At 66.1% G+C, this 17,299-nt stretch carries 21 protein-coding genes; 13 read left to right on the top strand and 8 right to left on the bottom strand.

Annotated features, from left to right (window positions below):
* Positions 1–38: 38 nt before the first annotated feature.
* Positions 39–752, bottom strand: coding sequence for a hypothetical protein (locus A3Q40_RS04355; protein WP_068099958.1), 714 nt, complete (start codon positions 750–752; stop codon positions 39–41).
* A 914-nt stretch (positions 753–1,666) separates the two neighbouring features.
* On the opposite strand from A3Q40_RS04355, the gene A3Q40_RS20580 reads away from it, so the two are divergent.
* A complete protein-coding gene (locus tag A3Q40_RS20580) occupies positions 1,667–2,164 on the top strand; it encodes a hypothetical protein (RefSeq protein WP_201133143.1) in 498 nt (165 codons plus the stop codon).
* Between the two features lie 10 nt (positions 2,165–2,174).
* Complete coding sequence (locus A3Q40_RS20100; protein WP_157889499.1) at positions 2,175–2,525, top strand: hypothetical protein; 351 nt, start codon at positions 2,175–2,177, stop codon at positions 2,523–2,525.
* A 310-nt stretch (positions 2,526–2,835) separates the two neighbouring features.
* On the opposite strand, the gene A3Q40_RS04345 is transcribed toward A3Q40_RS20100, so the two are convergent.
* The gene (locus A3Q40_RS04345) at positions 2,836–3,201 is read right to left on the bottom strand and encodes a hypothetical protein (protein ID WP_068099956.1); all 366 of its coding nucleotides are present in this window, start codon (positions 3,199–3,201) and stop codon (positions 2,836–2,838) included.
* 55 nt (positions 3,202–3,256) lie between these two features.
* Between A3Q40_RS04345 and A3Q40_RS04340 the strand changes: the two genes are divergently transcribed.
* The 6 genes from A3Q40_RS04340 (at position 3,257) to A3Q40_RS04315 (ending at position 8,439) form a co-directional block, all read left to right on the top strand.
* Positions 3,257–3,832, top strand: a complete 576-nt coding sequence (locus A3Q40_RS04340) for a hypothetical protein (RefSeq protein WP_068099954.1) — start codon at positions 3,257–3,259, stop codon at positions 3,830–3,832.
* Between the two features lie 55 nt (positions 3,833–3,887).
* Positions 3,888–4,601, top strand: a complete 714-nt coding sequence (locus A3Q40_RS04335) for a DNA gyrase subunit A (protein WP_068099952.1) — start codon at positions 3,888–3,890, stop codon at positions 4,599–4,601.
* A gap of 128 nt (positions 4,602–4,729) precedes the next feature.
* Entirely contained in the window at positions 4,730–6,079 is a 1,350-nt protein-coding gene (locus A3Q40_RS04330; protein WP_068099950.1) for a hypothetical protein, read from the top strand.
* The gene (locus A3Q40_RS04325) at positions 6,076–7,185 is read left to right on the top strand and encodes a PQQ-binding-like beta-propeller repeat protein (protein ID WP_157889498.1); all 1,110 of its coding nucleotides are present in this window, start codon (positions 6,076–6,078) and stop codon (positions 7,183–7,185) included. Before A3Q40_RS04330 ends, A3Q40_RS04325 begins: the two co-directional genes overlap by 4 nt.
* 160 nt (positions 7,186–7,345) lie before the next feature.
* Positions 7,346–8,011: a DUF6226 family protein gene (locus A3Q40_RS04320; RefSeq protein WP_068099947.1), complete on the top strand. Its 666-nt coding sequence runs from the start codon at positions 7,346–7,348 to the stop codon at positions 8,009–8,011.
* Positions 8,012–8,124: 113 nt separating this feature from the next.
* The gene (locus A3Q40_RS04315) at positions 8,125–8,439 is read left to right on the top strand and encodes a hypothetical protein (protein WP_157889497.1); all 315 of its coding nucleotides are present in this window, start codon (positions 8,125–8,127) and stop codon (positions 8,437–8,439) included.
* A 208-nt stretch (positions 8,440–8,647) separates the two neighbouring features.
* Here the strand turns inward: A3Q40_RS04315 and A3Q40_RS04310 are convergent, their stop codons facing one another.
* Together A3Q40_RS04310 and A3Q40_RS04305 are read right to left on the bottom strand one after the other, a co-directional pair.
* The gene (locus A3Q40_RS04310; protein WP_157889496.1) at positions 8,648–9,397 is read right to left on the bottom strand and encodes an IS3 family transposase; all 750 of its coding nucleotides are present in this window, start codon (positions 9,395–9,397) and stop codon (positions 8,648–8,650) included.
* A gap of 125 nt (positions 9,398–9,522) precedes the next feature.
* Positions 9,523–9,810 carry a transposase gene (locus A3Q40_RS04305; protein ID WP_068099945.1) on the bottom strand — a complete coding sequence of 96 codons (288 nt, stop codon included), beginning with the start codon at positions 9,808–9,810 and terminating at the stop codon, positions 9,523–9,525.
* Positions 9,811–9,984: 174 nt separating this feature from the next.
* Here A3Q40_RS04305 and A3Q40_RS04300 point away from each other — a divergent pair, with 174 nt between their 5' ends.
* Positions 9,985–10,233, top strand: coding sequence for a hypothetical protein (locus A3Q40_RS04300; RefSeq protein WP_068099944.1), 249 nt, complete (start codon positions 9,985–9,987; stop codon positions 10,231–10,233).
* A gap of 360 nt (positions 10,234–10,593) precedes the next feature.
* Here the strand turns inward: A3Q40_RS04300 and A3Q40_RS04295 are convergent, their stop codons facing one another.
* Positions 10,594–11,535 carry a hypothetical protein gene (locus A3Q40_RS04295; RefSeq protein WP_068099943.1) on the bottom strand — a complete coding sequence of 314 codons (942 nt, stop codon included), beginning with the start codon at positions 11,533–11,535 and terminating at the stop codon, positions 10,594–10,596.
* 200 nt (positions 11,536–11,735) lie between these two features.
* Between A3Q40_RS04295 and A3Q40_RS19550 the strand changes: the two genes are divergently transcribed.
* From A3Q40_RS19550 to A3Q40_RS04275, 4 genes are all read left to right on the top strand, one after another.
* Positions 11,736–12,344, top strand: a complete 609-nt coding sequence (locus tag A3Q40_RS19550; protein ID WP_069972898.1) for a cold-shock protein — start codon at positions 11,736–11,738, stop codon at positions 12,342–12,344.
* 104 nt (positions 12,345–12,448) lie between these two features.
* On the top strand, positions 12,449–13,417 hold the full coding sequence (locus tag A3Q40_RS04280) for a hypothetical protein (protein ID WP_235606440.1): 969 nt from the start codon (positions 12,449–12,451) through the stop codon (positions 13,415–13,417).
* Between the two features lie 127 nt (positions 13,418–13,544).
* Positions 13,545–13,928, top strand: a complete 384-nt coding sequence (locus A3Q40_RS20095; RefSeq protein WP_157889495.1) for a hypothetical protein — start codon at positions 13,545–13,547, stop codon at positions 13,926–13,928.
* Positions 13,929–14,066: 138 nt separating this feature from the next.
* Positions 14,067–14,870, top strand: a complete 804-nt coding sequence (locus A3Q40_RS04275; RefSeq protein WP_069972897.1) for a hypothetical protein — start codon at positions 14,067–14,069, stop codon at positions 14,868–14,870.
* Positions 14,871–14,977: 107 nt separating this feature from the next.
* On the opposite strand, the gene A3Q40_RS04270 is transcribed toward A3Q40_RS04275, so the two are convergent.
* Genes A3Q40_RS04270 through A3Q40_RS20960 form a run of 3 tightly spaced genes read right to left on the bottom strand, consistent with a single transcriptional unit; the run spans position 14,978 to position 17,248 of the window.
* Complete coding sequence (locus tag A3Q40_RS04270) at positions 14,978–15,964, bottom strand: SDR family oxidoreductase (RefSeq protein WP_068099940.1); 987 nt, start codon at positions 15,962–15,964, stop codon at positions 14,978–14,980.
* A gap of 58 nt (positions 15,965–16,022) precedes the next feature.
* A complete protein-coding gene (locus tag A3Q40_RS20965) occupies positions 16,023–16,346 on the bottom strand; it encodes a cytochrome P450 (protein WP_068099938.1) in 324 nt (107 codons plus the stop codon).
* A complete protein-coding gene (locus A3Q40_RS20960; RefSeq protein ID WP_068099936.1) occupies positions 16,343–17,248 on the bottom strand; it encodes a cytochrome P450 in 906 nt (301 codons plus the stop codon). The genes A3Q40_RS20965 and A3Q40_RS20960 overlap by 4 nt, the downstream gene beginning before the upstream one ends.
* Positions 17,249–17,299 lie beyond the last annotated feature (51 nt).

The following is a 17,299-nucleotide window of genomic DNA, read 5'->3' as shown; positions in this document are numbered from 1 at the left end:
CCACGACTCGATCCGGACAATCAAGCTGCGTGGACCGGTCACGTCCGCTCACCCCGCTCGAACGCGGCGTTCCCTTCGGTAGGACCGCCAGGTTCCGGATTGTCGTCGGCGCCGGGGGCGTGGACGAACCAGGCACCAGCGGTGATATTGGTCAGCAGGGCCGCAGTCGCCGGGTCGTCCTCGGGCCGCGACTTCACCCACACCGCCGTCCCGACCGCCGCATCACCGACGTCGACGACGGTCGTCTCGCCGCCCGTGCGGCGAAGGACTCCGCGGCGCCCCGACATCCACTGGACACCGTCGGCGTCGGTCACCACGTCCGGCCGCCGACCACGTCGCCGCACCTCGAACACGGTCTGCCGATCGGTCACCTCCCGCAACGACTTCGTAGCCGGATCGCACACCCACAACGCCACCGCATCGGCGGGACGTCGGATCATTCCGTGCCGTCGATCCGCCACGAGGCGATCCGACGTCGACCCGAACACGTACACCTGACCGTCGACGAGGCCACTCGGCTGACCGCCGCCGGCGCACACACGCTCAACGGTGACCGCGTCCTCGCCGTCGACGACGACGCGATGCACGTCGTGCATTCCGACGATCCAGCATCCATCGTCAGCAGCGTGTACACGGCGGGTGACGTCGCCGCTCGGCTCCTCGATGGGCAACGGCAGTAGGAACTCTCGCACCACCGGCGGATCCTGACGCGGGTGGATGCGCAGCACGATCGGGTCCGACCGGTGCATCATTCACACCACCCCGGCGCCGGCGTCGATCGCCCCCCGGGTCGAACGAGGGCCGGTCTGTCGGAGGGTCCCCCAACTCGAGGTCGACGAGCACACCTGTCACACCGCGGTGGGGCAGGCCGTCGTCTGGGAAGGAGAACGGCTTGAACTCGACGGGCACCTCGTCCACCTCGGTCAGCGACTCGGTACCACCGACTTCACGCCGCCCCCCACCCTCGATCGGATCCAGGCGGACCTGCACGGACTGCAGAGACGACACACGACCGCGCACCGCGACCGGGCCGCCGGGATCGTTACCCAGAGTCGCCACGAAGTACCTCTGGACCGCCACCCGACCGGAACGCGGCGCATCCGACCACCACCCGGCGCTCCACCCCTCGCCGTAGAGCAGATGCCACCAATGTCGCCTGCCGTCACCGCTCTCGCGTGGCGCCATCCCGTAGGCAGGAACTGCGAACGCGGTCAGCGAATGGTTCAGTCGCGACGACGTCCCGGTGATCAGCTCGGCGAACACCTCGACGTCGTCACCGACGGACGCCCGCGGAAAAGACCCGTCCCCGATCACCCACCGCGACACGAGAACACGGAACGGTGGGAGAATTATCGAAAATGGTGCAGCAGAATACGATTCGGACGGTACGGACTCGTACATGTCGAAGCCCCGAGTAGTAGGAGGAACGCCGCACGACGGCGGCGGACTCGGGGTCACCTTAGATGAGGGTATCTCACGGGTACCGGCGACGACCAGAGCTGAACCTCGTGCGAGCGGGACGTGGCCATATCGGATCACCGCTGATCTCGCCGTACACGATATGTTCCAGGCGCTCTCCTGCTGTTTGACTACGAGAATGGTCCTGCAAGTTCCGAAAGACCCCGCGCCGGCCGCGTGGCTCACCCGTTCAGGAATCGCGTGGGACGTGCTCGCTACCTTCGGACCGCACACCCTGTACCCGGCGCACGCCCGCCTGCGATACATCCCCGACGACGGCGACGCCCCGAGGCCGGAGATTCCGCCGCGGCCCCTCGGCGAGCAGGGCGACGGCCCCGTCATGGCCGAGCTCTGCGACATGCTGGCCGCGGACACCACCACGCCGCAACTCTGCTACTTATGCCTGTGGGAGGGGTGGCCGGAGATCGACGAGACCATCACCACGGGTCCACCCGTCGTCGCCATCCCGAATCGCATCTACCACCTGTTCTCCGGCCCGCTGAGCGACGTCGGACAGTGGTGCGCCCAGCCCACTCCCGACATGCCGCCGGCGGCGTTCATCTGGCCGGCCGACCATGCCTGGTGTGTGGCATCGAACGTCGACCCGACCTGGGCAGGCATCAGCGGATCCGAGGCCACGATCTCGCGACTCGTCGCCCAGACCCGACTCGACATCGTCGCAGCCGATACGCCACGAGCTCGTTGACAATGGGGGCATGGAGCAGCAGCGCACAGAGCTCGCCGAAGAAGACGTCGCGAAAGGTCAATGTGTTGTGTACATCGGACCTGACAACGCAGAAGAGATATACGAGGACTGGTCGCGTCCTCGAATTCTGACTGCGGGTCATCCCGGGAAGATTTACGATCCGTCTGTTCAGCACATTCGTGTCGAGTGGGTTGGTCTAGAGCATGAGCCGATCAGCTACGCCACCGGCTTCTGCACCAACCGATCGGAAGTCGGGCCAGAAGGCCGGGCGTTCATACGTGGTCGAGCGAAAGTATCTGCCGAGGAGTACGAGGAACTAGCATCGAAGATTGTGCGAGGAACCCGGCGCGGAGAGGTTTGACTCTCACGCTGCCGGCGCTACGGGTCAGACCCTTCGTGGAGCGCCCTCGTACGTCTCAATGCGACAGGGCGTGCGGCGTGCGTCTTCGAGGGCCTCGAGGCAGCCGACGGTGGATGCCTGATCTACGTCGAGGGCGGAGTCGTCGACCAGGTCGGATTCGCCTACCTCCCAGACGGTGCACCCCGCCTCGGCCCACCCGCCGGCGAACAGGAGATCGGCTACGCCGAACTCGACGGCGATTGGTACACCTTCCTGCGCCGATTCTGAGCACTACGACGTCAGGAGTGAATGCCGCTCCCGCAGGCGTTCATCAGCCGTCGGCCTCGAGTGACTCCGGTCGGGCGACGGTGCGGAAGACGACTCCCGGGTGGCGGTCGCTGCCGTACTCCCATCGGATGGTTGTCGTGGGCCCGCTGCGGCGAGGCCGCACGCTGACGGCGCGATAGTCGTAACCGTCCTGCCGCACTCGCTCCCACTCGAAGTCCACGGTCTCTCCCGCAATCGGGTCGGGAACGCCTGTTCTGGAGATGTGAATGGACTCGTTCCTGCGTGTAGGAGGCAGGGTGATCGCCCACAAGTGGCCGAAGTGGACCCAACACCCGCCGGGTGTGTCGGGCGACTCCACCACGCCCCATCCCTCGTCCCCCCACATTGCGATGACACCGGTGCTGGTCATGACCTCACCCTAGGTTCTGAACCCGACGAAACGGACCGCATGGCATCCTTGGTGCATGGTCGACCGAGACGAGACCGATGTGTCGGTTGACACGAGCGACGCCGGAACCGTCGACATGTTCGTCTGCGACGCGCAACGCCGTTCACGCGATGCTTCTCGGGTGCAGTGGGTTTCGTTGTCTCCGTTGCTTTTCGTCGGCCTGTGTCTCCCGGTCGGTCTCATCGTCGCCAACTCGCGAACGGTCATCGGTGACGCGGTCGCCTGGTGGATGCTCCTCGGCGTGTTCTCGCTCGTGGTGTTCATTCCACTCGCCGTGGTGGGATCTCTCGGGGCATCCGCACTTCGCCGCGCTCGTCCGTGGCTCGGGCGGTGGCTCGGTTCGATCGGCGCGACCGCGGCGATTCTGACGTATGCCTCGTTCGTGTTCTCGGTTGTAGAAACCGTTGTCGCCCCCGAAATCCGTGATCCGAACAGCTGGGGCCCTGTACTCACACCCGGCGCTGCGGCGCTCGTCGTCCTTCCCTACGCGATCGGGGTCGCCGCCAATACCTCTGTGCTCGTTCGCTTGTGGCGACGTACGGGCACGTTCACCGATCGCGTCCACAACGGCACGAGGGGAGCAGCACCCTGACTGCGGTCACCGCGCGCTTCGGACACGATCAACACCCGACCGACAAGGAGCCTCGATGAAACGCGTTCTGCCCCTCGCGCTTGTCGTTCTCGGCTCGATCGCATCACTGATCGCCTATTTTGCGAAAGACACGTTCCTGCTGTGTGTTCCCGTCGACTGGGATGACGACATCCCCTGGACGGAACGAGACTCGGTCGCCGAGAGCCGTGGAATGGTCGCAACCGAATTCGACAACACCCGCCGCGCGTTCCCGGTCGTGGGCGCCACCTGCAGAGCCACGGTCAGCCCAATCATCGACGGTGACGGCAACACCGGCCCCAGCTATCGCGGCGCCGTCGATGTCGTGAACGGGCCTCTCACCGCGGCCGTCGTCGCGGGGCTCGCTGTCGCGGTGCTCGGACTCGTTGCCTACGTCTGGTCTCTGTCGCGATCCACATCCACCGCGTCACGGGGGTCGACAGTCGATCTCCCGGACAGGCAGGACATTCTGGCGTCACTCGAAAGCCGCTTGGACGTACTCGAAGCGATCGACCTGGCCACCGAATGGCGGACCGACGTGTTCCACATCATCGAGGCCGCCCCGGATCCCGCCGCAGCGCGCCGTTCGCTCAGAGAACTGCTGCAAGTGTCGGAGTCAGGCGCCAACGCCGTATTGGCCATGCAATTGCGGCGTCTGACGACGAGTGAACGCGGCGCGCTCAGAGCCGATGTCGAGGCGCTTCGCCACGAACACCGGCAACTGTCGGGGCGACCGCCGGACGATCGCTAGTCATGCACCCGCTGCGACGTCGGCTCTGGACGCAGTAGCGACGCGAACCTGCCGCACCATGTGCTGTCAGACCGAGTTCGAACCAGTGGACAGCGGACCGAACCGCTCGGTCTCGGTACTGTCCTCCCATGACCGGCGCAAAGCGGCACGACCTGATCGTCAACACCTCCGTGGTCATCACGATCGTGGCCGCCGGCATTGTGGTCGCGGGTCTCCTGCCTCGGGACGACGCCGCCACAGAGGACGCCACGGGACAAAACCCTGGGGAGCAGGTCGTGTCGGAACCGGTCCGGTACCCGGTCGATATTCCCGGCTGCGACACCGTCCAGGCACCACCCGAGGGCGACGGCAGCCTGCGGTTCTCCTTCGCCACCGTCGGCGGGGTCGACGCCGAGTACGACAACCCCGCGTATCCCTGGCTGACGGCAGGAAAGGCGACGGCCATGTCGGAGGCGGTTCGCGCGGCACTTCCTGCTGAGGCCGACGTGGCCTTGGCGCCGCCATCGCAATCCTTCGTATTTCAACCGGTCGAGGACTTCGGCGAGGACGCCCCCGAGGGAGTGCAGCCATTGACGTCGGCGACGGGCCAGGTGGTCCGCGACGGATCCTCGGCGTACGCCAGCATCAGCGTCACACCATCCGAAACCGGGGTGCCCGACTGTGTCGCAGGGGATCTCGACGTTCGCACCACGGGGCCGGACGGCACTGTCGTGGACATCCTCGACACCTGGTACGAGGTATCCGGCACCCGCACGTACACGAGAAGCGCTTCCGCGTATCACCCGGACGGCACCCGCGTGCACGTCAGCCTGTCCGGGCCGGACCCGAACACGCTGCCCCTCGAAACCACGGATGTCGCGAACATCGCGGCGCTTCCCGAGCTCGCTCTGACCGCCCCGGTTCCACCCGGAACGCCGGCACCCCGGCAGGACTGCTCGGTGTACGCCGCCTCTCCTGCTGGGACGGTGGATGACATCCGTGAGGACTCGCTCGACGCGGCCAATGCGGCACTGACCGCCGCGTGGGAGTCGATTCCGAATGCGCCTCGGCTCAGCAGACCGATCGGATCTCTGGTTCCCGACGGCTTTTCCGCCGGAGCCTGTACCGACGCCGACGTCGTCGATACCCGAATCGGGCTGTCCGTCAGCGTGATCGGAGGGCAAGTGCTGCCGTCCCCGGTCGATCCCTACGATCCGGCGACCGCGTACGGTCCGCTCCCGGTCACGCGGACACTGCCGGACGGGGCGGTTGTGCAAATCGAAGACTCGACCATCGTCGACGGGTTGGTGTCCGAGGACGGCGCCACCCGGCTGGCGCGGTCGGTGTCCCTCACCCGACCGAACGGATTACAGATCACCGCTCGGTCCACCGCCGACGTGGATCCGGGATTGCGCACCGCGCCTCTCGCCTTGCCCGAACCGTTGGGCTTCGACATCCTGGAGACCCTGGCGCAGGCACCGATCGCCGAGTGGCCATGACACGGCGAGAACAGGACGCGTCCACCCCCGCGAGCGCCGTACGGGCCGGCGTCGCCGTGGCGATCGCAGTCGTATCCGTCTCCGCGGCCGCGGCCGTCCTCGTCACCCACGAGAACCGAACGGCTGCATCGCCGGACGGTGGGTCCGAGGTGACGACGTCCCCGGACCCGTTGATTAGCGACCCATCCGTACCGGCTCACAACGCGCGGTGGCAACTGGACGCCGCCGATGTGTTCGGGCGCACCTTCGCCGCATTCGTCTCTCCCACTGAGAATTTGCAATTCGACTCCGGTGTATCGGAGGTCATCGACGCCGGTGGCACGGTGGTCGCCGCTGTCGGACTACCGAACCCGCGCACGTACATGCTCGACCAAGCCCGGCTCGTGGGTATCGATGCCTCCGACGGCACCGTGCGGTGGTCGGTGGCGCCCGAAGGCGGCCTCGACAGTTGCGCGGACAAACCGATCCGAGGCGAGATCATCTGCTTCGATCCCTACTCGGACGATCCCGGGTTCGTCGCCATCGACGTCCGAGACGGCGCGATCAGACGAGTACCCATCCCGACGGGGTGGTTCCCGTATGCCATCGCTGCCGACGATGACCGCCTTTTCGTCCTCGAGGGGAACCCCGAGGACAGTGAGTCCGTCCTGCACGGAGGTGACCTCGACGCCCTCGCCGGAGCCTGGACGTTCCCGGTCAATGCCTTCGCGCCCTGGGAGGGTGTGGAGGGAACGCTGATCCATGTTGCCGACGGCCGCGGTGTGGTCACCCTCGGCGGCGAGGCGCGCTTCTTCGATCTCCTCACCGGCGAACCCGTCGACGGCCTGGAACTGCAGGCGTCGGGCACCGTCGTCGACACCGCCGCCGGGAACGAAGTGTGGCAACTCGACGAGCCCGGCGACACCGAGATGAACGTCGACGGCACGATCTACACCGTGACGGGTCCGTCCGTGTTGGCGTCGGATTCCGGGACCAGCGAGACGCTCTGGGCATGGAACGTGCCCAAAGACGCGGACGGATTTCCGGTATCGGGCTCGATCCAAGCGGTGGGAGCAGCTGTGTACTTCGTGTCGTCGAACGTTCTGACTCAGCTCGTCGCACCGTAACGGGGAGCGTGAGAACCCCTTTCCAGCAACGGTTCTGCGGTCCACTGACTGTGTTACACCCGCGATATGTGGCACCGCATGACAGCTCACGACGGAGACACTCGGCCCGGCTGACCTATTTCGATCGCCCAGCTCACCGCATGTAGATGAGAATGGCGAGATGAGCGCGTACCAACGGCCCCCGGTCGCGACGCCGGAGTTCCGCAACGCCGACGGCGAGATCATCGAGTACGGGAACCAGTGGGATGGCCCGCCCCCGGAAGATGCCTATTCCGTCACGGCACATCCGGAACGGTACGCACCGTTGCATCTCGTTGCGGATGCTCTCGTCGAGCATCTCTGTGAAACATACGACGTCGAGGTCGACGAGGGCCTCGACACGGCGTCGGACTTGATGGGCCCGCATCGTGGTGTCATCCGGTCGGTTCGTCTGCGCCCGAGGGACGCGACGTGCGCGCCCGTGACGTTCGCCTTCACCGATTACCCGGGCATCGCCATGCATGCCGGCTTGCTTCACGACTTCGTGTACCCATCGTGCGGTTGCGACGCATGTGACACGACCTGGTACGACGAGGCCGATAGCTTCGAAGAGCAAGTTTTCGCGGTCGTCACCGGCAACTACACGGAGACGGTCAGGGGACGCTTCCGTCCATCGATCGGGTATTCGTTCACCTACCCCGACGGCGGTAGCAGCGGCTCGGGGGGATCCGGATTGCGCGATGTACACGCGGAAAGAGTCAAGGCTGCCGCACTTGTTCTGCGTGATTTGCCCGGCGGGTGGGCGCCGTGGCCGCGCCGAACCAAGGGCGGCTCGCCGAGCCTCTGAACGTCGTGTGACGTCGGCGCGCCTGACGGGTGCGCGCGAGTTCGACGCCCTGTGCGCGAGCGCGGCGCCCGAACTAGTTGGTGCGATATCGGCCCCGGTGCCAGGATCGACTCATGCGTGCGCCTGGCCAGCCGACCGTGTCGTTGTTCGTCGAGTACGGCTCCGACTTTCCGGTGTGGCTTTTCGATTACCCCTTCGCCGGGCGGCGGGGACCGATGAACGTCACTACCAACGAACTGCAGCTGAGCAACAACCTGATAGAGCGGCTCCACCGGTTCCAGCACAACTTCGACGAAAACTATGACGTACTGACCGGGTGGCGAACGACCGCGGCGGAAGATTTCCACCAGCACGAGGCTGCGGAGTTGCTGACGACGTTACGAGGCGAGGTCGAGCACCTCGGAGTGGTCGTGACTGCGCATTGTTGAGCCGGTCTGCGTCGTCGGTTGCCGAGAACAGCTGTTTCGCTGGGCATTCGGCTATCGCGCTCGACGGGCACCGCACAACGGCCGAAACCGGGCGCCTCTAGTCGTTCTCGTTCTGCTGGCGGCGAAGCTCGGCCCGCCACATGTCCGCAACCTCGGTCCGAAACGATGGGAGCTTGACCCGGTTTCCCGGACAGTTCGGGTCGGGTGTTCAGGCCACGTCTGAGGTGACTTGTCGATGGTAGGCGTGTTCGTAATCCACTGGCGAGGAGTAGCCGATCCCGGAGTGCCGGCGCTGCGGGTTGTACCAGGCTTCGGCCCATTCGAAAATCGCAGACGCCAGCTGGTCCTTGCTGTCCCATGATCGAGTGTCGAGCAGCTCGCGTTGCATCGTCGACCAGAACGACTCCATCATCGTGTTGTCGACGCTCGACGCCACCCGACCCATCGACCCGAGCAGGCCCGCAGAACGCAGGCGCTGGCCGAAAAGCCAACTGGTGTACTGAGATCCGCGATCCGAGTGCACAATGGTCCCGGCATCCGGGTGGCGGCGCCACAACGCCATCTGCAGGGCATCGACGACCAGATCGGTGCGCATGTGATCGGCGATCGACCACCCTACGATCCGCCGGGAGAATGTGTCGAGGACTCCGCAGCAATAAATCTTTCCAGTCGCGGTCGCATGCTCTGTGATGTCGGTGCACCAGATCTGATCAGGCCGCTCGGCGACGAACCTGCGGGCGACGAGGTCGTCGTGCACCGCTGGTACTGGTCGGTGGCGACGCTTGTGGCGTGCGCCGATGCCGGCAACGCCGAGCAACCTCATCACCCGTGCGACACGTTTGCGCCCGACCCGGATGCCACCGCCGAGGCGGAGTTCGGCGTGGACCCGCGGCGCGCCGTAGCACCCGCGTGAGCCTGCATGGATATCTCGGATGCTGTCGGCCAGCACCGCATCCACGTGAATCGGTCGGACGGTGGGCGGTGTCGCCACTCGTAGAACCCGGACCTCGACACCTCGAGGATCCGGCAGGTCACCTAGGGCGGGAAACCCGTCTACGGCCAATTCGTGGACCAGCCGGAACCCTATTTTGGGAGAATGTTCTCCCGAGCGAAATACGCGCTCGCGCGCTTCAATATCTCGACTTCGGTCTCGAGGCGCTTCTTGTCCCGCCGCAACTGAGCCAGCTCGGCGCGTCCGCTCGTGGACAGCCCGTCGGCGCGGCCGGTGTCGACGTCGTCGAGTTTCATCCACCGACGCAGGCACGATTCGCTGATGCCGAGGTCAGACGCGATGCGCATGACGCTCGCCCCCGGCTGACGGGTCAGGTCGACCGCCCGGCGGCGGAACTCCTCTGGATGTGCAGCGGGCATAGCTCGGACTCCTCTCCTGCAGCATCAACGCTACATATCAGGTGTCCGGGAAACCGGGTCAAGCTCCCACCTTGGTACGCGCTGGCTCGACGTCATCGATGCACTCGCGACGTTGGTGGGTTCGGACTTCCCTCGCTGGGTCGACTCACTCGATCCCACGTTGATACCGAAGCCATGCGCAGTCGAGTCGGTGCCTATGCGATTCAGATCGAGCGGTTGGCGGTGAGCGCGGGGTTACAGGCGGAGTTCGAGAACGCCGTGATGCTTCCGCAAATCATCATTCAACACAACGGCGGGCTGTACCTGGCGGCCCACCGTGACGACGCAGACCCGGGCCTGGCGTCCGCTAAGAACGGGCAGGCTTTCCTGCTCATGGTGGCGGCAATTGCCGGCGCCTTCGAAGCGTCGCTGAACCGTCAGTGATCGTCCGTCTCGTGCCGCGAGCGAGAAGCGGAACGAGTCTACTTCCAGATGTCCTCGTCGGGGACCCGCCGAAATCCTCCCCGACCCCGCAAGGCGGTCGGCTTCTCATTCGGCGACCGGCCCGTACGCGCGCCTTCGGCGAAGTCTCTGTCGGACACGGGAGGTGGTGAATCAGCTATCCCCGCTTCTTCGGGGTCGACGCCGGAGACGATGTCGCCTGCCTCGAATTCGCCAGGTACGTCGGGCATATTGGCCTCCGCTATCGTCGGAACCGTCTACGAGTACTTGCGAACGATTGACGCTCGCATGATCAGAATCCGCCTTCGGCCAGCCCCAGACAAGGGTCCTTTCTCGACCTCGCTAACGCGCCCAAGGCGGTCTCACGTCGCCGATGCGCCCATAGGCGACCATCTCCATCCAGAACGCGCACAGACCGTGCGCCCATTGCCCGGCGGTCATCGGAAACACGGGTGGGTGGTACCCGTACCGACCGACGTGGTCTCCCTGCGACGGTGTGCTCGCGAGGTCGGTCGACGAGGGAATGGGCACCGTGGCGTCATAGATCCCGGGGCGACCGACGAGGCGGTAGGTCAGCGTTGCCGACCGCCCCACCAGATGGAAGGCGACGGGAACGAACCGCGTGTGCACCCCGCCGCGAACGCGAAGCAGATCGGTGAGCATCCAAAACGTCGCGGCCGTGTCGTCGTCGGCGTCGCGCACGCTCGTCTCGATGCGCCACCGACCGTCAGGAGTGGTTCGTGGATCGAGGTAGGCGCTGGGGTCGGCGAACGGACCCTCACGCAGAATTCGTTCGCGCAGCACAGTGTTCGCATCGGAGGGTGCCAGTTTGTGTATCCCACGCTCGGCCCGGCGGTCCACCCGAGACCACTCGAAATTGGTCGGCGCCAGCATCGGGGCACCCGTCGCGTCCAGGATGAGTCCGAACCGGTACAAGCCCGCACGCGCCGGTATCCCGTCGTCCGCGGCCCGCAGGTATGCGTAGTCGGCCCACTCCTCGCCCACACCGGCACGAAACCAACCCTCGGCCTCGACAAGGGACACCTCCGCCGTCGGGTCCGACTGCAGACGCAACGGCGGCGCGGACGGCGCCAGTCGATACGAAGACACCACGGCGCGAACGAACATCGGGCCGCTATCCGCCGGGAAGGTACCGAGATCAGCGGTATACGGGTGAAAGCTGTGGCCGACGACGATGCGCGTGGCGTCGTCGTACACCGACGGACCGTAGAGGCGTTGATCCGGTCGCAGCCGGATGTCCGACCGCCCCTCGGACATCACCATCGATCGAATATCGTTCTGCAGCAGTGTGATCGGTCCGGGATGACGAGTTCGGATACGCGCTGCGACATCGGTAGCGTTGGCGGGACCGTCAGTGTGCGGCATGCCTTCTCTCGGATGTCATTCCGCAATCCTAGGCCCTCTGCGCAGCGGCGAGTTCGATCGGCGCCCCTCCCCGGCGCCACACGCCTTACTCTGATGCGATGGTGTCGACGGGTGTTGTCCGCGAGTGGCACTTCGACGGCCGGTGGGGAGTCATCGACTCTGATGACACCCCGGGCGGCGCCTACGCGCGGCCCCACGCGGTGCGCGTCGAGGGCGTCGCCGACCTCGACCGGTCCCCGATTCGGGGCTTGCGCCCCGGCACCGAAGTTGATTTCGAGTGGGCCACCGCACACGAGCCCGTCCGGGGAATGCACTATCACGTCGAGTGCGTCTGGCCGCGGGGGACGACCGCACCGTCTGCGCGAGAAGGGGCGTTCCAGACGAGCTTCTGGCACAGCGTCGACGCCCCGGGCCCCGATGGCCTCACCGTCATGCGGGAAGAGTCAGCCCGCGACAGCATGAAGACCGCGGCGATCGAACCGCGGCCCTTTCTTACCGCACTCGGGACGGTGCGCCTCTGGCACGACGAGCAGGGGTGGGGTGTACTCGATGCCGACAGCACCCCCGGCGGCGCCTGGGCGCACTTCTCCACGATTGTCGGCGAAGGCTTCCGGAGACTGGACCCCGGACAACGGGTCGAGTTCAACTACGAGCCGGCGATACAGGACGGGTTTCGGTTCCAAGCCGTGACGGTCCGGACACTATGAGCAGACGGCTCTGGGGCCGAGCGGCCATGGACAGGCGTCGGCGCATCCAGCGACTCTGTGCGTCACGCTCGACGCGTTCGGCACTCGCCTGGTTACTCGTCGTTATGACGGCGGTGGGGTGTTCGAATCCGTTCGTCGACCGCATCGCCTTCCGTCCACCCACGGCGGTGGTCACGTCGTCCCCGACGTGTCTCGCGGAGAACATCGTCACCGGTTTGACCGGACTGGGGCCGTGGGATCAGGCACTTGCCGGCAACGCACCCGAGCCGGGCTACCCGCCCGCCGACTTCCGCGTGGTCGGAGCGCTGCGTTGTGAACGCGGAACCGACGCCAGCGGAATGAGGACCATCGACTCGGTGCGTTTGGACGGCGACATGGCCGCCGTGCTCTCATCTTTCACCGCCGACTCGTACCGATCAACGGACGGGACAGCTTCGACTTGCATGTTCTTCGGTGTGGCCCCGGTAGGTCTGTGGCTCGTCGACGACACAGGAGCGGCGTTCCGTCCGGCATGGCCGTCGGACCCGTGCAACCTGCAAGACGGTCCCTACTTAGCCCTTCGAAAACTCACCGAAATCGGACGGTCCTCGCACCCCACCGGACTCGACGACCGGTTCACCACGGGCTGCGAACGGGATTCCCACGCGGCATCATTCGAGCCGACAACCGCGGACGACGTGGCCGCCGCCGAAGAGCACGAGCGAGAGTATGGCCGCGTAACCGCTCCCACACTGACGCTCCCCGTCGACGACGTCGACGCACTGGTCCTCTGCACCTATGAGCCGCCCGACAGCGAAGCCGCACCGGACGGAGGGGACGTGGTCGCCGGCACGCGCACTGTCCTCGACCGAGGCAGCAGTGCGGAACTCGTCCGATCGATCGTCGATGCTCCCTTGGCTCCGGCCTGCGACCAATCGAGCACCCGCGTCGCCTCCACCGAACTCGTGCGTCCGGACGGGTCGGGATCGACGCCGGTGTCGTTCGAACTCGACGGATGCCGCCGGGTCGCCGGACTCGGGGACTACCGCGTGACACCGCCGGCCGCGCTCACCGCCCTATCCAGCGCCTCGTGATCACGAACGTTCGATCGGGGCATGCGTTTTCGACACCCTGTCCTGGCGCGCGTCCAGGTCCGACGCGGACGCCGATCTCGTACCGGTCCGCCGGTGACCCTGCGCTCCCTTGCACTACGGTGACCCGATGACGGCATCCGGGACACCGAAATTCACCTGGCGCGGTGAGGTCATCGGACCCGTTGCCGCCATTGCGGCGGTACTCGGGACGCTCGTCCTCGGCTTCTACGCGGCGATGTGCGCGGCCGGCTTTGCTCCGGACCTGCACCCGGGATACGCCGTCCCTTCCCACCTTCGGCGAGGCGCCGACCTCCCGCCGCCGCCGACCAATTATTGGGTCATTTGGTGCGCGCCTCCACTCACCATCGCACTACTCGGCGGCGCAGCCATGATGTTCGCGGGGCGCATTCGCTGGATCGCCTTCGTCGGGACGCTGACCTTCCTAGTCGGCTACGTCCCCATCGCAGTCTTCGTCGTGTCACTCGACATCGGGGGTTTCGCACCGACATGAGGACGTACTGCAACCCCGACGCCCGAGTCGACGAAGTCGGAGGGACACCACCGGCCGTGTCGGCCCCCCGTGGTTGCGGCGTCACAGTCGGCGCCGACGACATCACCCAGCAAAACGCGCTCTCGGTAGTCTGCCCCCATGTCCAGTCGACTGAGGGGTTCCGACCTCGTGGATACGGTGCCCGGCCGAAACTTCGTCGCCGGCTTCGCCCGGGACTTCGACCGAGACGCACAAGATCTGTCCATCAACGAGTTTCTTCGAAGCTTGTCCATGGACACCCTCCTCTGGGAAGCGCAGAAAGACATCAGCACGTACCTGTACGGCACCGAGATGGACGACGCCCTCCAGGTGAATACGCGCGACCCGGCAATCGTCGCCATGGCGGCGGCGATCGCCGATGAACTCGGATCGCCTACGCGGGACACATTCACCTCACCCCAGCGACACTCGGGCCGAGTCGAGACGCTGGCGCCGCCGTCGGTCCGCAACAGGACAGGCTCGACCGAGGTCTTACCCGACGGCGCCCTGTGGACGGCAACACCCCTCGACGACGGCGTCGACACCTGGACCCATAGCCGTGAGAGCGAGCCCGAGTTCGTTTGCGAACTCCGCTTCGCGCCGACATCGGTGAAGGTCGCGCGGATCGACAGTCACGACGATTGGCGGCGCCTGATCACCGCGCACCCCCGACACGGTTCCGACACCTCGCGCCCGGATTGGAAACACGTAGCGCAGAACCTGGACGCCGTGCACCTCTCGATGGCCGGTCTCCTCGCAGCGCACCCCCGGCTATCCGAGGTACCCCCGAACGACAGTCGCGACGGGTACCGCCACAGTCAATCCAGCCCATGGGCCGGCGTCGGACCCTGGTCCACCGTCAGTACCGCGTGGATGAGACTGCCCCACAACTACGAGTGGAACGCACTGCACCGGTTCCACTGACCGCGGTTCGTGGCCTGCCGTGCCATATCGCCCGGCGGCGCAGCGCCACCGACCACGCGCAGGGTGCACCCTGCGCGCGCCGGCGGGCGCTGCGCACCCGAACCAGGTCAGTCCGCGGTCGCGTGTCCCCGCCGACGGGCTTCGCGCCGCGCGAACTCCCGGTAACTGGTCGCGGGACGCCCCAACAGTTCCGGCAGGACGGTCAGGTCACCGGCGGGGAGCCCGTTCTTGTCGTAGTACTGCATCATCCTGACGTAGCAGTCCTGCGATTCCCGCGGCCAGTTCCGAACACCCTTCGCATTCGACGACTGGCGTGCCCCGCGCACGATCTGCAGCGGCGCCGCGACGGGGTTGTTCCGGAGCGTCGTCCCCACCAGCGCGCCGAGGGACGCGACGCTCCACAGGGGGTTGGTGACCACGTTCGGTGAGAACTTCACGGCCGAGACCTTGTGCCCCAGAACCGCACTCCACTCGGAGGCCATCTCGTGGCGGGTGAGTTCCTGCGTGGACAGGTCGTACACGCCGCCGGCGTGCTTCTCGACGGGAGCGGCCAGGATGCGGGCACTGACCTCGCCGACGTCCTCGGCGTCGACGACGCCCATCACCGAGTTCGGCGACGTCGGGTACGGAAGCGCGCCGCCACGAACGAATTCCCAGAAATCAAGGTAGTTCTGCATGAAGTGCGACGCGCGCAGGAAGGTCGACGGAATGCCCGAGTCCTCGAACACGGTCTCGACGCGACCCTTCTCCTGGTGGTGGAACATCTCGGCGATATCGGGGTGGATCACCGAGTGGTACACCACGTGCTCGACGCCGTGCTTGCGCGCCGCCTCGACGATGTACTCCGCGATGAAGACCTCACGAACGATGCTCGTGGGGTTGGCGTGGTAGATCCTCGTCACGCCGTCCGCGGCAGCGACGATGTCGTCTCGCGATCGGACATCGCCCACGACGATCTCCGTCGCACCGTCCGAGAGCGCAACGCGCCCTTGGTCGGCGTTCTTCACGAAAGCCCGACTCGCAATCCCGCGCTCGTGCAGACCTCGCAGCAGCGAGCGGCCCACGCTCCCGCCGGCGCCGGTGATGAGGATCATCGTGCAACCTTCCTGTCGGTGAATCGAATTGGTGGTGTTCGGTGCGTCGCTAGTGCGCCTACGGCGACTGCGTGCTCCGCGCCGGGAGGTGAATGAATCCCCGCGAGATGAGGTCGGGCTTCCACTCGGGTTTCGCATCCGCGACGATCTCGAGGTCGCGGAACTCGCTCGCCAGCATCTCCGCGGCGATCTGCCCCTCGAGGCGCGCCAGCGGCGCGCCGATGCAGAAGTGGGCTCCGACGGCGAAGGACAGGTGCGCCTTGTCGTCGCGGTCGAGGTCGAATCGGTCGGGGTCGTCGAAGCGGGCGGGGTCCCGATTGGCCGATCCGACTCCCAGCGCCACCATCGCGCCGGAGGGAATCTCGGTGTTACCGATCGTCACCGGCTCGCGTGTCTTGGGGCGATGATCTGCAGTGGTGCTTCGAACCGCAATGTCTCTTCGACGAAGTGCCGCGCCCTGGTCGGGTCCGCGGCGATGATCTCGCGCAATTCGGGGGTTCGGGCGAGCTGAACGGCCATGTGGCTCAGCAGGTTCGTCGTGGTTTCGTTACCCGCGAGGAGCAGGTGCATGAGATTGCCACGCAGCTCGTCCGTCGTCATGCCGCCGTCGGCCTCGTCGATGGCGGTGAGGGCGGACAGGAAGTCGTCCTGAGGCTCGGCTCTGCGCCGGGCGATCAGATCGTCCAGGTAGGACACGAGCGGCGCCACGTCTCGGAGCATGTCGGCGCGGGCGTCGCCCTGCACCTCGGGCTCGAAGACGACCCGGAAGCGATCCGCGAGGAGCCGAACGAACTCACGATCCTCCTCCGGAATGCCGAGATAGTCCGCCACGACCAAGCTCGGCAGCAGGTAGGCGAAGTCCTGCGCGAAGTCGAAAGTGCCCTTCTCGCGGCACCGCTGCAGGAGGCCTCGACACAGGGCTTCCACCTGGCCACGCCGCGATGCCACTTTCGGCGGAGCGAACGGGGGACCGAGCACTTTCCGCATCGCCGAGTGGGGCGAATCGTCCTTGTACATCATGATGTTCGAGAAACTCTCGACCACGGACTTCTGCACGGCGTCGGACGGATCGTGCATCGACACAGGCTCGTCCCAGAAGCTCTCGTGACCGAAGATTGCCGGCTTCCTCATGCAGAAGGACACGTCGTCGTAGCGCGTGACCAGCCACGCGTCGAACCCGCCGACCTCCTCCATGAACGTCACCGGCGACGCCTCCCGCATCATGTCGTACAACGGGTACGGGCCGGCGTCGAACTCGTCGTGGAGAGCAACCGGTCGGGACATTCGACGACTCCTGCTTCGTGAGGTGGGGCGACCGACGTCGAGGTCGGTTGC

It is taken from the genome of Rhodococcus sp. PBTS 1 (assembly GCF_001620025.1).
Lineage (GTDB): Bacteria > Actinomycetota > Actinomycetes > Mycobacteriales > Mycobacteriaceae > Rhodococcoides > Rhodococcoides kroppenstedtii.
Note: the sequence above shows the minus strand (reverse complement) of the source record. Positions and strands in the feature narration are given on the sequence as shown.

Excerpts from the sequence above, each read along its gene's own strand:
- A3Q40_RS04325 (WP_157889498.1), top strand. The coding sequence starts at position 6,076 with ATGACACGGCGAGAACAGGACGCGTCCACCCCCGCGAGCGCCGTACGG.
- A3Q40_RS04340 (WP_068099954.1), top strand. The coding sequence starts at position 3,257 with ATGGTCGACCGAGACGAGACCGATGTGTCGGTTGACACGAGCGACGCC.
- A3Q40_RS04275 (WP_069972897.1), top strand. The coding sequence starts at position 14,067 with ATGTCCAGTCGACTGAGGGGTTCCGACCTCGTGGATACGGTGCCCGGC.
- A3Q40_RS04300 (WP_068099944.1), top strand. The coding sequence starts at position 9,985 with ATGCGCAGTCGAGTCGGTGCCTATGCGATTCAGATCGAGCGGTTGGCG.
- A3Q40_RS04345 (WP_068099956.1), bottom strand. The coding sequence starts at position 3,201 with ATGACCAGCACCGGTGTCATCGCAATGTGGGGGGACGAGGGATGGGGC.
- A3Q40_RS04355 (WP_068099958.1), bottom strand. The coding sequence starts at position 752 with ATGATGCACCGGTCGGACCCGATCGTGCTGCGCATCCACCCGCGTCAG.
- A3Q40_RS04335 (WP_068099952.1), top strand. The coding sequence starts at position 3,888 with ATGAAACGCGTTCTGCCCCTCGCGCTTGTCGTTCTCGGCTCGATCGCA.
- A3Q40_RS20100 (WP_157889499.1), top strand. The coding sequence starts at position 2,175 with ATGGAGCAGCAGCGCACAGAGCTCGCCGAAGAAGACGTCGCGAAAGGT.
- A3Q40_RS04315 (WP_157889497.1), top strand. The coding sequence starts at position 8,125 with ATGCGTGCGCCTGGCCAGCCGACCGTGTCGTTGTTCGTCGAGTACGGC.
- A3Q40_RS04295 (WP_068099943.1), bottom strand. The coding sequence starts at position 11,535 with ATGGTGATGTCCGAGGGGCGGTCGGACATCCGGCTGCGACCGGATCAA.
- A3Q40_RS04280 (WP_235606440.1), top strand. The coding sequence starts at position 12,449 with ATGACGGCGGTGGGGTGTTCGAATCCGTTCGTCGACCGCATCGCCTTC.
- A3Q40_RS04330 (WP_068099950.1), top strand. The coding sequence starts at position 4,730 with ATGACCGGCGCAAAGCGGCACGACCTGATCGTCAACACCTCCGTGGTC.
- A3Q40_RS04270 (WP_068099940.1), bottom strand. The coding sequence starts at position 15,964 with ATGATCCTCATCACCGGCGCCGGCGGGAGCGTGGGCCGCTCGCTGCTG.
- A3Q40_RS20095 (WP_157889495.1), top strand. The coding sequence starts at position 13,545 with ATGACGGCATCCGGGACACCGAAATTCACCTGGCGCGGTGAGGTCATC.
- A3Q40_RS20960 (WP_068099936.1), bottom strand. The coding sequence starts at position 17,248 with ATGTCCCGACCGGTTGCTCTCCACGACGAGTTCGACGCCGGCCCGTAC.
- A3Q40_RS04305 (WP_068099945.1), bottom strand. The coding sequence starts at position 9,810 with ATGCCCGCTGCACATCCAGAGGAGTTCCGCCGCCGGGCGGTCGACCTG.
- A3Q40_RS04320 (WP_068099947.1), top strand. The coding sequence starts at position 7,346 with ATGAGCGCGTACCAACGGCCCCCGGTCGCGACGCCGGAGTTCCGCAAC.
- A3Q40_RS19550 (WP_069972898.1), top strand. The coding sequence starts at position 11,736 with ATGGTGTCGACGGGTGTTGTCCGCGAGTGGCACTTCGACGGCCGGTGG.